This window comes from Brevibacillus sp. HB1.1 (assembly GCF_013332445.1).
GTDB classification, from domain to species: Bacteria; Bacillota; Bacilli; order Brevibacillales; family Brevibacillaceae; genus Brevibacillus; species Brevibacillus porteri.
This window is the reverse complement of sequence record NZ_JABMIV010000005.1, coordinates 313023-327107: the sequence shown is the minus strand read 5'-3', so window position 1 is coordinate 327107 and position 14085 is coordinate 313023. Positions and strand designations below refer to the sequence as shown.

General features: G+C 48.7%; 14 protein-coding genes. 4 read left to right on the top strand and 10 right to left on the bottom strand.

The features are described from left to right. Positions 1–69 precede the first annotated feature (69 nt). Positions 70–1203 carry an HD-GYP domain-containing protein gene (locus HPY27_RS16235; RefSeq protein WP_174225439.1) on the top strand — a complete coding sequence of 378 codons (1134 nt, stop codon included), beginning with the start codon at positions 70–72 and terminating at the stop codon, positions 1201–1203. Positions 1204–1264: 61 nt separating this feature from the next. On the opposite strand, the gene HPY27_RS16230 is transcribed toward HPY27_RS16235, so the two are convergent. The 5 genes from HPY27_RS16230 to polA form a co-directional block, all read right to left on the bottom strand. Next, positions 1265–2311: a glyceraldehyde-3-phosphate dehydrogenase gene (locus tag HPY27_RS16230; RefSeq protein WP_173623096.1), complete on the bottom strand. Its 1047-nt coding sequence runs from the start codon at positions 2309–2311 to the stop codon at positions 1265–1267. Between the two features lie 175 nt (positions 2312–2486). Further along, positions 2487–3050, bottom strand: coding sequence for a lytic transglycosylase domain-containing protein (locus HPY27_RS16225; RefSeq protein WP_017250774.1), 564 nt, complete (start codon positions 3048–3050; stop codon positions 2487–2489). Beyond that, positions 3047–3655, bottom strand: coding sequence for a dephospho-CoA kinase (gene coaE / locus HPY27_RS16220; RefSeq protein ID WP_069846022.1), 609 nt, complete (start codon positions 3653–3655; stop codon positions 3047–3049). Before coaE ends, HPY27_RS16225 begins: the two co-directional genes overlap by 4 nt. A 52-nt stretch (positions 3656–3707) precedes the next feature. After that, complete coding sequence (mutM, locus tag HPY27_RS16215) at positions 3708–4538, bottom strand: DNA-formamidopyrimidine glycosylase (protein ID WP_069846024.1); 831 nt, start codon at positions 4536–4538, stop codon at positions 3708–3710. 49 nt (positions 4539–4587) lie between these two features. Next, entirely contained in the window at positions 4588–7236 is a 2649-nt protein-coding gene (gene polA / locus HPY27_RS16210; RefSeq protein WP_174225438.1) for a DNA polymerase I, read from the bottom strand. A gap of 141 nt (positions 7237–7377) precedes the next feature. Between polA and HPY27_RS16205 the strand changes: the two genes are divergently transcribed. Then, positions 7378–8160, top strand: a complete 783-nt coding sequence (locus HPY27_RS16205; RefSeq protein WP_254476162.1) for a divergent polysaccharide deacetylase family protein — start codon at positions 7378–7380, stop codon at positions 8158–8160. On the opposite strand, the gene HPY27_RS16200 is transcribed toward HPY27_RS16205, so the two are convergent. Then, positions 8131–8874, bottom strand: coding sequence for an N-acetylmuramoyl-L-alanine amidase family protein (locus HPY27_RS16200; RefSeq protein WP_017250769.1), 744 nt, complete (start codon positions 8872–8874; stop codon positions 8131–8133). The genes HPY27_RS16205 and HPY27_RS16200 overlap by 30 nt on opposite strands. A gap of 130 nt (positions 8875–9004) precedes the next feature. Between HPY27_RS16200 and HPY27_RS16195 the strand changes: the two genes are divergently transcribed. Together HPY27_RS16195 and HPY27_RS16190 are read left to right on the top strand one after the other, a co-directional pair. Further along, positions 9005–9949, top strand: coding sequence for a DMT family transporter (locus tag HPY27_RS16195; protein ID WP_017250768.1), 945 nt, complete (start codon positions 9005–9007; stop codon positions 9947–9949). Next, positions 9912–10052: a hypothetical protein gene (locus tag HPY27_RS16190; RefSeq protein ID WP_158265714.1), complete on the top strand. Its 141-nt coding sequence runs from the start codon at positions 9912–9914 to the stop codon at positions 10050–10052. The genes HPY27_RS16195 and HPY27_RS16190 overlap by 38 nt, the downstream gene beginning before the upstream one ends. Before the next feature lie 61 nt (positions 10053–10113). Here the strand turns inward: HPY27_RS16190 and HPY27_RS16185 are convergent, their stop codons facing one another. Genes HPY27_RS16185 through HPY27_RS16170 form a run of 4 tightly spaced genes read right to left on the bottom strand, consistent with a single transcriptional unit; the run spans position 10114 to position 14037 of the window. Then, on the bottom strand, positions 10114–11688 hold the full coding sequence (locus tag HPY27_RS16185; protein WP_174225437.1) for a DHA2 family efflux MFS transporter permease subunit: 1575 nt from the start codon (positions 11686–11688) through the stop codon (positions 10114–10116). 15 nt (positions 11689–11703) lie between these two features. Further along, on the bottom strand, positions 11704–12933 hold the full coding sequence (locus HPY27_RS16180; RefSeq protein WP_174225436.1) for an efflux RND transporter periplasmic adaptor subunit: 1230 nt from the start codon (positions 12931–12933) through the stop codon (positions 11704–11706). Between the two features lie 6 nt (positions 12934–12939). Beyond that, complete coding sequence (locus HPY27_RS16175) at positions 12940–13599, bottom strand: HlyD family secretion protein (protein ID WP_173623101.1); 660 nt, start codon at positions 13597–13599, stop codon at positions 12940–12942. A gap of 9 nt (positions 13600–13608) precedes the next feature. Continuing rightward, positions 13609–14037 carry a MarR family winged helix-turn-helix transcriptional regulator gene (locus HPY27_RS16170; protein WP_017250764.1) on the bottom strand — a complete coding sequence of 143 codons (429 nt, stop codon included), beginning with the start codon at positions 14035–14037 and terminating at the stop codon, positions 13609–13611. Positions 14038–14085 lie beyond the last annotated feature (48 nt).

Genomic DNA, 14085 nt, shown 5'->3' with positions numbered 1-14085 from the left:
TCAATCCTTGTACCTATTTAAAGCATAAGTCGAATGGAGTACAATTATGGTACTGTTGGAGGGATAGTCATGCGTTTAGTATCTTTAAGGCACCTACAGCCTGGAATGAAATTGGGACGTACGGTCTTCACAGAAGATGGAAAGGTGCTGCTTGGAACCGGTATGCTCTTAACGGAACGACTGATATCCGGATTAGAGCGAACTGGTGTCGATTCGGTGTATATCGATGATCCCCGTACCAATGACATCGTTGTAGAAGAAGTGATTCGCCCACAAACCAGGCAAGTAGCTGTGGAAGCCATCGAGAAGACGATCAAACAAATTACAAACTCAAACAAGCTGGCCCGGAAAATTTCCTTAAAAGAAATGGGCCTTCATTTTCAGCGTGCCTTTAGTTCAATATTGGACGACCTGATGCAAAACAAACAAATGGTTGGACATTTGACGACAATCTCTTCTCATTCGCCATCCTTATACCATCACTCCGTGAATGTGGCCGTGCTGGCGACTGCTGTGGGCATGTCTCTGGGCTACAATCGCACACAGCTCATAAACCTAGGGGTAGGCGCCATGCTGCACGATATCGGCAAAGTGAGCCTGCCTGAAGAGCTGTTACAAAAAACAGAGCGTTGGACGGACGAAGAGAAGGAAATCGCCAAACAGCACTCGATGCTTGGCTTTAATTTGTTGCGAAAGCAGCATGATATCTCGCTTATGTCAGCACATGTCTGCTTGCAACACCATGAACGACTAAATGGAAGTGGTTATCCACAGGGATTATCCGGCAAGCAAATTCACGAATTTGCGCAAATCGTCGGTCTCTGTGATATTTATGACTCATTGACTTCCCCACGCCCATGGCGCAAGCGGTACATGCCACAGGATGCTGTCGAGTACCTGCTAGGCGCTGGCGGTACGCTGTTCGAACACCATCTAGTCAATGCCTTTATCAAGCACATCGCTATCTTCCCGATTGGAAGCAGCGTCGTTTTGAATACCGGAGAAATCGGGGTAGTGAGTCGGGTTGATCCGGATTATTCGCATCGTCCTACTGTACGTGTGCTAAAAGACGGCCGAGGAAACGACGTCCCAAGCCCTTATGACCTCGATCTCAAGGCGAACATCCGACTGTTTATTGTCAGCTTTGAAGATGATGATCTATTTAACGTGAACTCATTAGATGAATCTTCTACCTCATCGTAAATACGAAGCAACGAAAAACCCCTTTGCTCGAAAATCGGCAAAGGGGTTTTGGTTATGCTACTTATTTTACACCCACAGCAGCTGCTTCTTTTGTTGCAGCTTGATTGTTCTGCTCGGAAACGTGGCGAACCAGGTCTACGACACGGCAGGAGTAGCCCCACTCGTTATCGTACCAAGCAATCACTTTCACCTGATTGTCTCCCATTACCATCGTAGACAGACCGTCGATGATCGAGGAGTGATCGTTACCATTGAAATCGCTGGATACGAGCGGCTCGTCGCAGAACTCGAGGTAGCCTTTCATGCTGCCTTCGCTCGCTTCACGTAGGACACGGTTTACTTCGTCCAATGTAACAGGCTTCTTCGTATTGATTACCAAATCCACTACGGAAACGTTTGGAGTAGGTACGCGAAGTGAAAATCCATTCAGCTTGCCATTCAATTCTGGCAGAACCTTACCCACTGCACGAGCAGCACCGGTAGTCGTTGGAATGATGGACTCGCTAGCTGCACGTGCACGACGCAGGTCTTTATGCGGATTGTCGAGATTCACCTGATCGTTTGTAAACGAGTGAATGGTAGTCATGAGACCTTGTTCGATACCGAATGCATCGTTGAGCACTTTTGCCACAGGTGCGAGACAGTTGGTCGTGCAAGACGCATTGGAGATAATGTGGTGATTAACATGGTCGTAGATACCTTCGTTTACACCCATCACGATCGTAACGTCTTCTTCTTTCGCTGGTGCTGTAATCACAACTTTTTTCGCACCGCTTTGCAGGTGCTTGCCAGCGCCTTCGCGATTGTTGAACTTGCCTGTAGCTTCTACGACGATCTCTACTCCGAGGTCACCCCAAGGCAGCTTCAGCGGATCACGGTCAGACAGGACAACTGTTGCTTTTCCATCTACGATAATCTTGTTGTCTTGGACTTCCACTTTATTTTGCAGGCGTCCGTGGATCGTGTCATATTTCAACAAATGTGCAAGCGTCTCCGCTGGATAGCTGGCGTTGATTGCAACGATTTCAATGTTGGGGTCCTGAATAGCGCGGCGGAATACCATGCGGCCAATACGTCCGAAACCATTAATACCGATTTTAATTGTCATATATAGAAACCCCTTCCGAATTGAGTTACGCTTATCTGATACTTTTATTATAATAAGTATGACACAATTATCAATGTGTTTTACTGAAAAATAAATATTTGGACGATTTACCCTACCCAAAAAAAGAGGAAAAAGCCGCTCTCTTATCCATAAGAGAAGCGGCTTTTCATGACTTTTAACGTAATTGAAAGTCGTATATATTTTTGTAACGATCATGATAATAGAGCACTCGCTGGACATATTGACGAGTCTCCCCATAAGGAATGTCCTCAATCGTCTCTCGAGTTCCGTTCCATTGCTCACTCGCGAGCCATCCGTTTACTTTCCCCGGACCAGCGTTGTAGGCTGCAATGACTTTGACAATATCCCCATCATAGCGGGACAGCAAAAAATCGAGATACCATGTCCCAATCTCGATGTTCATGACAGGGTCATACAAGTATTGACTGTCCTTTGGACGGAAGCCCGCCTCCTTGACGATCCACTGCGCTGTTTCCGGCATGATTTGCATGAGCCCGACGGCACCTTTTTTCGAAACGCGATCTGTCGCAAACCCACTCTCGGAACGAATGACGGCCAATACCAAATGAGGGTCCACCTCATATTTCAGTGCAGCCGTCACAATCTGTTGCTCATATTTGATCGGGTACATCCATTTCCACACCAATGGCGTGTTTAGCAGCAGAAATACACTCGCCAAAACGAGCAAGATCAATGCTGCACGTTTGCCAAAACTCATGATTGACGCTCCGATCGAATCGCGGCCAATACGGCCTCCACTTGACGCTCGGTTTCTTCACGCGAACCAGAATTATCGATCAAAAAGTCTGCGCCTTGCTTCTTCTGATCAATGGGAAACTGCGCCCGCAGTCTTTTTCGTGCTTGTTCTTCTTCCAATTCGTCGCGCTCCAGCATTCTCGCCAATTGCATCTCGTAGGGCGCATAGACGACCACGATTTTTTCTACCATATGCGTAAGCTTGCTCTCATACAGCAGAGGAATGTCCATAAAGACGATCTCGGCTCCATTCGCTTCCGCTGCTTCGGCCTCTTCCCGCATAACGCGGCGTACCTCGGGATGGACGATGGCGTTCAGCTTTTGACGCTCGGACTCGTCCGAAAACACGATCTCACCTAGTTTTTTCCGATCAATTTGACCATCTTCCAATAGGATTTCTCTTCCAAAATGGCGCACGATCGCTTCATAGGCTACTTTACCTGGTTCTACGACCTCTCTGGCGATTTGGTCAGCGTCAATGACAGGAATTCCGCGCTCTCGAAGCATACCTGTCACCGTGCTTTTCCCAGTGGCAATTCCGCCTGTTAACCCTAGTATCATGCCCATCCTCCTCCCTTGGTCGAACTGTTATCACTGCTTTGTGAAAAACTTCTCGAGGTTACTGGTTCTTTTGGCAGTCCGGGCAAATATGCGTCCCTCTGCCGCCGACTACAAACCGAATGATTTCGGCCCCGCACTTCGTACATGCCTCATCTTTTCGTCCATAAACTAATAGAGACTGTTGGAACATTCCCATCTCGCCCTGTCCGTTCACATACGACTTGATGGAGCTACCACCTTGTTCTACCGCTTCTTGCAAGGTAGAGACGATGCTTTCGTGCAGTCGGATAACTTCTTTATCTGTCAGCATTCCTGCTGGTTTCTCCGGATGAATGCCTGCTTTAAAGAGTGACTCGTCCACATAAATATTCCCCAGCCCTACAATACATTCCTGGTTTAGGAGAAGTGGCTTAATTTTTGTTGACCGTCCTTTTACCAATTTCCCCAAAACTTCAGGAGTAAAACTCTTATCTAGCGGTTCTACTCCCAGTTTTGCCAAAGGTCCGACGGTTGTTTCCTTCCCCTTAGGAAATAGATCCATCGTCCCGAACTGGCGAACATCCCGATAACGCAGCTCCGTTCCGTCCGTAAAATGGAAGACGACATGGGTATGCTTCTCAACGGGATCATCCGCTTGATACACGCCATAGCGCCCTTCCATTCGCAGATGGGACACAAGCACATCCTCGTTTAAGAAAAACTGAATGAATTTTGCCCGCCGTTGGATATCCTGGATGGTTTGTCCCACCAAGAGAGATTTGAAAGCTTCCACATCATCTGGCTGACGCACAATACGCGCCAAATGAACACTTACTCTCTCAATCGTTTTTCCCATGACCAAGCCACGCAGAGTCCGTACGACGGTTTCTACCTCCGGCAATTCTGGCATATGCCCTCCTCCTCTCGCTGTCTATCCATGTTTTATTGTCTAGGCATGCCTACTTCGCATCGTACCAAGTACGTCCATCACTGACGTCCACCCTGAGTGGCACATTGAGTGACAGTGCACTCTCCATCACTTCTGGCACCAGCTTGCGCATGACCTCAAGCTCATTTTCTGGGACTTCAAATACAAGTTCATCGTGCACCTGCAAAAGCATGCGGCTAGCGAGACCTTTCTCCTCGATTGCCTCCTGCATGCGAATCATCGCCAGCTTGATCACATCGGCAGCAGTACCCTGGATCGGCGTATTCATCGCAGTACGCTCGGCAAACGAACGCAGGTTAAAGTTGCTACTGCGAATATCAGGCAGGTAGCGGCGGCGGTTCAACAAGGTCGTCACATAGCCATCTACCTTCGCCTGTTGGACAATCTCGTCCATCCAGCGCTTCACACCGGAGAAGACAGCGAAGTAGCGCTCAATAAAGTCCCCAGCTTCTTTGCGGGTAATATTGAGGTTTTGCGACAGACCGTAGTCGCTGATGCCGTATACGATCCCAAAGTTGACCGCTTTGGCCTGACGACGCATCAGTGAGGTCACTTCTTCCTCACCCACACCAAATACGTCTATGGCAGTGCGGGTATGAATATCCATTCCCTTTTGGAAGGCGTCAATCAAGTTTTCGTCTTGCGAAATGTGGGCCAAAATCCGCAGCTCAATCTGGGAATAGTCGGCCGCCAGCATGTACCAGCCATCCTCCGACGGGATAAACGCCTCGCGAATCTTGCGTCCTTCTTCCATGCGGATCGGGATATTTTGCAGATTCGGGTCCGTACTGGACAGGCGCCCTGTAGCTGTAGTCGCTTGGTTGTAAAGTGTATGCACCTTGCTCGTCTTCGTATGGATTTCCTTGGTTAAGCCCTCAATATACGTAGAGCGGAGCTTGCCGAGCTGACGGAAGGTCAGGATCGCATCGATGATCGGATGATAAGGAGCCAGCTTCTCCAATACATCTGCACTGGTAGAAGGACCTGTTTTGGTCTTTTTCAATACAGGCAGAGATAAGCGATCAAACAAAATTTCACCCAATTGCTTCGGCGAGTTGATGTTGAATGCCCCACCCGCCAGCTCGTAAATCTGATCTGTCAGACCTGCGAGCTTTTTGTCCAAGTCTTCCCCCATTTGCACAAGGCGCTCACTGTTTACCTTTATGCCTTGCTTTTCCATGAGAGCCAGTACCATACTCAGCGGAGCTTCCAATTCACCGAGCAGCTTTTCCATTTCGTTCTCCGCCAGCTGCTCGCGCAATACAGGCACACTCTGCCAGATTGCGGCCGCTTTATGCGCTACATGCTCGCTCAGCACGTCCATTTCAGGAACAAGACGCTTGGCACCCTTGCCGTACACCTCTTCATCTGACAATACCCGTGTTTGTGCGTATTGTGCCGCTATGCTATCCAATGTCGGGTTGCTCTCAGTCGCATTCAGCAGGTAAGAGGCGAGATACACATCAAAGCTGATGCCTTTTATCACCAAATCATGCCAGGCGAGTCCAACCGTGTCTCGCTTGCCGTCAAATACCCACTTCTCCTTCGCGGAATCAGCCAGCCACTCACAGAGTGCCTTCCATTCCTTAGCTACGTCCCACGGAACGAACATCACCGTATCTTCCGCAGCCAGTCCAATTCCGAGGAATGGCGCATGATGATAGTTTTCCCCGTCCATTTCGATGTAAAGAGCCATTGGTGACGTCAGCTTGGACTCGTATGCCGCTTTGTTTTCCTCTGAAATCATCTCAAACGAAAACGGCTTAGCGTCTGCTTGTCCGCTTCCCTCTGCTGGCTGTGCCACTTTGATCTTGGACAGCAGCGATTTGAACTCCATCTTTTTAAAGAACTCGCTTAACGGTACACCATCATAACCTTCATAGCCAGTCTCTTGCACATCCAGCTCCACAGGCGCTTCACGCAAAATGGTTGCCAAGGCTTTACTCATGTTCGCCTTGTCTACATTCTCACGCAGGTTCTCTTGCAGCTTTTTTCCCGAGACTTTATCGATGTTTTCCAGTACTTGCTCGACAGAGCCGTATTCGTGCAGCAGCTTCAGCGCTGTTTTCTCCCCGACACCAGGGACACCTGGAATGTTGTCGGATGAATCACCCATCAAGCCTTTCAGATCAATTATTTGCAGCGGCTTAAGGCCGTACTTTTCGTGAATTTCTTGTGGAGTGTACAGCTCGATTTCGCTGACTCCCTTGCGCGTCAAAGCGACGGATACATGCTCAGACACGAGCTGCAGCATATCTTTGTCTCCGGTAATGACAGTCGTTTTCCAAGCTTGCCCATCTGCCTGCTTCGTCAACGTACCGATAATGTCATCCGCCTCGTAGCCTTCCAGCTCGAAGCGTTTGATTGAGAAGGCATCCAACAGCTCCCGAATCAATGGAAACTGTTCAGACAGCTCCGGCGGAGTTTTACTGCGTCCCCCTTTGTACTCAGCATACTCGCTATGGCGAAACACGACTTTTCCCGCGTCAAAAGCAACCATGATATGCGTTGGCTTCATTTCCTCCAACACTTTTAACAGCATAGTCGTAAAGCCCAGCACTGCGTTCGTATGCAGTCCTGCCGATGTGGACAATAAAGGGAGCGCATAAAACGCCCGGTTCGCAACACTGTTTCCATCAATCAACACAAAATGACTCAAGGAATTCGACCCCTCTCGTTACAAAACTACTATCTTTAATCGTAACATAGGGCAAACATCAAAGCCAAGCCGTAGATATGGCGGGTAAAGAACAAGGTGATTGAACAGACTATGAAAAAAATGGACAAGGAAGGTGATCCTATGAATGCGAGGAAATTGATTCCGCTCTTGCTCACGCTATTTCTTTCCTTCGGGTCAATACCAGCAACAGCGACTCCACATGCAGATGCCGAGCCCGCAGGCAAAAAGCTGATGGCATTTGTCATTGATGACTTCGGGAACAACATGCAAGGGACGGAGGAAATATTATCAATGCCAGTCCCTCTCACGGTTGCCGTCATGCCGTTTCTGCCAAGCACCAAGCAGGATGCCGAGCTCGCCCATCAAAAAGGACATGATGTACTCGTTCACATGCCGATGGAGCCGATGAAAGGAAAGCGCTCCTGGCTCGGTCCTGGAGCCATTACGGCTGATCTGTCCGACGATGAGATTCGCAGTCGCGTGGAAAAAGCGATTGACGATGTGCCACATGCGATTGGCATGAACAACCATATGGGGTCAAAAATAACGGCTGACGAGCGACTTATGCGCATCATCATGAAGGTCGTCAAGGAGCGTGGCCTCATTTACCTGGATAGCAAGACCACTGATAAAAGCGTGGCGGCGAAAATAGCGGCTGAAATGGGCGTGCCCCATGCAGTGAATCAAATTTTTCTCGATGACGTGTACTCTGTCCCACATATTACGAAGCAAATGGAGCTCGTTTGCAAACGAATCCACAACCATCCCCTATGTATCGCGATAGGTCATGTTGGGCCTCCTGGCAAGAAAACAGCCTCCGTTCTGCGCCAGTACATCCCGCGAATTCAGAAGGAGGCCGAATTTGTAACCATTTCAAAGCTTATCCAGCAAACTGCTCATTAATTTTCGCCACCAGCTCTCCTTCACACGAGCCTCCGTTTTCAGATTTCCCGACAGCTTTACGTATTCGCTCACGGCTTCTGTAATAGCCTGAGCGATTTTTTCTTGTGCTTTGGGATTCGTTAACATTTCGCGGTCATGCGCATTGCTGATAAAACCCATCTCCACGATGACAGACGGACAGTAGTTATGACGCAACATGTAGTACGTCTTCCCCCTGACTGGTTGGTTGTTCGTCCCTGTCAGCTTGTTCAGCGAGTTTTGCAGCAGCTCTGCCAGCATATAACTTTGTTCGGTATCTTGGTGCAAGAGAATGGCACCGCGTCGTCGCGTATTAGACGCCCAGTTTACATGCAGGCTGAGCAACATCTGGGGACCGATCTCTTTCGCCAAATTCTTCCTCTGCGCCAAATCCCGAATATGCCTCGATCGGTTGTCCAACCACCGATTCTCATCGCTCAGTGCGATATCATTGTTCCGATTCAAGGCCACCGTATAGCCAGCTTCTGTCAACTGTTGGTATAGTTGCTTGGCAATTTGCAGGTTGATGTCTTTTTCGTACAAATCCCCATAAGAAGTTCCCGAGTCTACACCCCCATGACCTACATCAATCAAAATGTGAAAGGGGGTGAGCGGCAATGCCTCGCTTCGCGTCGGGATACAGATGAGGATAAGTATGAAAGCAGCGATACGGAAAATAGCCTGTAAGTTTCTCATGCCAGTAGGATAACCGGATTGAAAAGAAACCTTTCAAGCGGTGAGGTACACATAACATTGTGAATTTTTTAATCCAACTGTACAATTACAATAATGAAACATGACCTTACCCGCATAAGAAGGTGTACTGATGAATCAATCTTTGGAAAAACCGTTATTCCCCCCGTATTTGGCTCTCTTAATCGGGGTGATCGCCATTTCCTCTTCTGCGATCTTTGTAAAGCTATCGGATGCGCCTGCTCCGATTATCGCTACGTATCGCCTGATTTTTTCTGTTCTCTTAACGCTTCCTTTTTTATTCTGGAATCGTGGCGCCATCGCAGAGATTGGAAAAATGTCCAAAAAAGTGTGGCTACTCTGTATTTTATCCGGGGCCTTTTTGGCAAGCCACTTTCTGTTGTGGTTTGAATCGCTGAACTACACGTCTGTAGCCAGTTCTACTGTGCTCGTTACCTTGCAGCCATTATTTGCATTCATCGGCGGTTATTTCTTTTTTGGTGAAAAAGTTCGATTTCTGGCTCTATCCGGCGGCTTGCTGGCGATTGCGGGAAGCTTTGTGATTGGCTGGGGAGACTTTCAAGTAGGCGGCATGGCTCTGTGGGGTGATTTCCTCGCATTGATGGGAGCTGTCACTGTGACGGGCTACTGGCTGGTTGGGCAGTACGTTCGCCAACATATGTCCTCCTTTGCCTACACACTGGTCGTCTATACAGCCACCAGCGTGATTCTGGTCACCTACGATCTGGCACTCGGATATTCGCTCGTCGGTTACCCTGCGGCAGATTGGGGCTGGTTCTTCTGTCTCGCCCTGTTCCCGACCTTGCTTGGACATTCTATTTTTAACTGGATCATTAAATGGCTCAATACGACGACGATATCCATGGGGATTTTGGGAGAACCGATTGGGACTGCGATTCTCGCTTACTTCATCTTGGGTGAAGTGGTAACACCTCCGCAATGGATCGGCGGCCTGATCATTATCGCCGGCATTTATGTGTTCATTCGTTTTAACCAACCTGCTAAAGGAGTGTCCTCCATTGAACAAGCAACCGGAGAACCGAAAAAGCTTGCGTGAATTCGTCAAGGGACTGAGTATTTGGGCGAAGATTGGCTGGACAGTTCTTCTTGGCTACATCGTCGGACGGATTTTGTACTGGTTATTTAAAATGATGTCCTAACAGGCAAAAGGGGCAATTCCAAAGAAGTCTTCGATAAGACTTGCGGAATTGCCCCTTGCTATTAGGCTGTTGCCTTTTCGGTTGCTGGCACCTGTTGCGTTTTTTTCGGCTTTTTATGCAGGAAGTACAGAAGTGGAATCGAGAGGACAATAGGGATAACGGAGACGAGGAAAGTATCCCCGATGCCTTGGACCAACGATTCTTTTGCCATCATTCCGTATAAAATCGCGCTGGCTCCCCCTGTCGCACTCGCCGCATCTACCCCTACTTGTGCATACATTCCTGAAATGCCACTGATAAACTGCATCGCCATATCCGTATTCAAGTTGTCAGAGATTGAGGCCATGTGGAAATTTTGACGCGCCTGCATGATGACTGTCAAAATCGCAATGGCAAACGAACTCATGACTTGGCGCAATACGTTGGACAGCGGAGAGGCATCCCCTACACTTGCACGCGGAACGGCGTTCATCCCTACAGTAGACAGCGTCATCATGCACAATCCGATTCCAATCCCGCGAATGGTCAAGATCATATCGATCCACGAATGCATGCTGTCAGCAGATAGAGTGTGCAGTTCGTACGTCGTGATGCTCATGATGGTCAAGCCGATCAACCCGATCGGTCCGATTCCGTATTTATCCATCAGCTTTCCGCTGATTGGCATCATGATCGCCATAGCAATCGATTGCGGCATCAGCAGAATTCCAGACTCCATGGCCGTCAATCCCTGAATGTTCTGGAGGAAAATCGGCATCAGGAAGATACCGCCCATCATCCCCATCATGACGAAACCCGAAGTCAAAATACTAATGGTGAAGGTAGGAATCTTCAAAAGCCGCAAATCGAGCAGCGGACTTTCTTTCCCCAGCTCTACCCAAACAAACAGGATCAAGCTCATCACGGCAACGAAAAACAGACTGACGATGAAAAAGGAGGTCCAGCCCTCTGCTTGCCCTTTACTGAAGGCGAGCAGCAGGGTCCCGAAACCGACGATGGCAAGAAATGCTCCCATAAAGTCGAACTTTAACTCTGGCTTTTTCGGCGTTTCCTTGAGCAGAACGATACTCATGATCACCGCAAAAATACCAAAGGGTACACCGACCAGAAAAAGAAATTGCCAGCTTAAAAATTCGATGAGATATCCACCCAATGTCGGGCCCAGCGCAGGGGCTGTCATGGAAGCAATCCCGAATATCCCCAATGCCATTCCGATCTTTTCACGCGGAACGATCATGTAAATCATCGACATCCCGATTGGCATGATCATCCCCCCGCTGACACCTTGCACGACGCGAAAAGCAATCAGCGAAGAGTCACTCCACGCCAAGGCACAAAGGATGGACGAAAATGTAAACGCGGATAAGGAGAGTACAAATATTTTTTTCGCCCCGAATTTGGCAGACAACGAGCCGCTCATCGGAATCATGACGGCATTTGCCAGCATATATCCGGTCAATACCCACTGCATGGTCTCGGTAGTCGAACCAAAAATATTGACCATGGCAGGCAGGGCAACGTTAATCAAGCTATTGTTCAGAATCGCAACGAAGGTTCCTGAGAGGATGGCGACAAGAGACAGCCACATGCCGCTGTTCCCTCTTTTCTCCTCTCGGTGTGCCACCGCTTCCGCCATGTGTCAACACCCCCGTTAGTTTGCGATCACCTTGCTGCCCTCGGACAGTTTGTCTGTCGGGTTCAGTACAATTTGATCATTGTCTTTGACGCCATTCGTGACAGTTGTCCAGTCGCCGCTTGCGTTCTCTACCGCAACTTCTACCTGGTGTACAACGTTGTCGCTTACGGTATAGATGTAATGCTTGCTGTCCTTCTCCAGCACGGCTGACGTCGGTAATTTTGTTCCTGGCGTTGCCTGACCTTGGAGCATGACTTCTGCTACCATACCTGCGCGCAGCAAGCCGTCCTGATTATTTACCTTCACTTTGACTGGGAAAGAACTGCTGTTGGTATCCGAAATCGGAGAGACAAACTCAACGGTACCTTTCAGCACTTTTCCCCCCAGACTGCCTACCTTCACATCAACAGTAGAGCCGACCTTCACTTGGTTGATTTGGTTTTCCGGTACGCTTGCTTCTACTTTGACATCTGCCATATTCACTAGCACCATGAGAGGTGTCCCTGCCGCTGCCATTTCTCCCGGGTCAACCGAGCGCTTGGCGACGATACCTGTGATTGGCGCACGAATAATGGTATTGTCATAATTGCTTTTCGCCAGCTCCAGATTGGAGCCTAAACGGCTTACTTCTGCTTGCAGAGCCGCTACCGTGTCGGCAGTTGGGCCTGCTTTTGCCAGATCGTATTGAGCTTGCGCTTGTTCAAGACCTGTACGCGCCTTTTCCAATTCCAGCGAAGATTTCTCCAGCTCAGCCTGGGACAATGCGCCTGCATCAAAAAGTGCTTTCATCCGATTGTAGTTGCTCTCGACCACCTTCAGGCTGGCTTCTGCCTGGGTGACAATACTCCCAAGCTGCGTCAGCTGTTCATTGCGCGCACCTGCTTTCGTATCTCTCAGCTTTGCCTGAGCGCCTGCAATGGCTGCTTGTGCCTGATTGATCTGCTGCTGATAATCAGCTGCCTCTAGCGTGACCAGTACATCGCCCTGCTTGACGACTGCGCCTTCTTTTACTTTCACGCTCGCTGCTTTTCCAGATACTTTAGAAACGACTTGGATCTCTTCAGATGCTGCCACCTTACCGTTGGCAATGACACCCGTAGAGGCAGAGGTCACCTTCCACGTCTTCACGACAGGGACGCTCTCGCTCGTTTGCGATGCAGAAGATGTCTCGCTACAGCCCGCCGTAATAATAGAAACGGCTGCCATGACTGCAGCGATTGTTTTCCATTGTGCTGTCTTTTTCATGCTTGATTACATCTCCTTCACGTGCACTTTGATCTCGGCATTCAATCCGGCCACGAGGTCCAGACCTGCTGTGTCATCTATAGCGATTTTGATCGGGATACGCTGGGTTACTTTGGTGAAGTTCCCGCTCGTATTGGTCGCTGGCATCAAGGAAAATGTAGAATTCGTCGCCTTTCCGATCTCCAATAAATGACCGCCCAATTTCTTACCTGGGTAAGCGTCAATCGTAAAATCGACTTTTTGGCCGAGTTTCAACCGTTCGATCTCAGTCTCTTCCAAATTGGCGGAGATGTACAATTTGTTTTCGTCCATCACGAGAGCTACCGATTGCCCTGCCGAAACAATCTCTCCCTCTTTTGCTTGCGTTTTAATCACGGTACCTGTAATGGGAGAACGCAACACGCTGTTTTCCAGCATCGTCGTTGCTACGTTAGTTGTATCTTGCTGCCCTACGATTTGGTCTGCTATAACGGTGTCGCCTTCTTTGACAGCGAGTCCGGTCAGTTTGCCTGTCATTTTTGGCATGACGCGATAAATGTCTCCCGCAATCCGAGCATCTTGTGTGGTCACATAATGTGCACCTTGATACCAATAGTAGTAACCGATTCCTCCACCACCTGCCACGAACAGGAGCAAAATGACATACAAAACCAGTTTTCGCTTCATGGTTTCTCCTCAACTTTCTCGTTCTTCTAGTTTCGCAATCAATGTTTCCATCGACTGAATAATGATGTCTAAATCCTCATCGGAAAATCCATGGAAAATACGCTTGTAAAAGTTCTCTGAGAAAAAATCAACCTTTGCGAACAGCTCCGAAATCTTCGGTGTTTTACGAATCCAGACAACACGCCGGTCATTCTCATCACGTACGCGTTCTACGAGTTGTTCTCGTTCCAAACGATCTATGATGCCAGAAACGGTGCTGTACGATAAGTCTACGGCTTTGCTTATCTGGCCAATCGTTTTGGGATCAGGGTGTATTTCTCGAATGACCATTAGCTGCGGGACAGTCACACCATATTGGGACAGTTCTTTTGTGGCCATTGTTCCAAATGTCTTGTTCAACCGTTTTAACAAGTCCCGAATAAGCAGTGATTTATTCATAGCGCACTCCTTTCTTAAGTAATATTTCGTACACGAAATTTATCACAT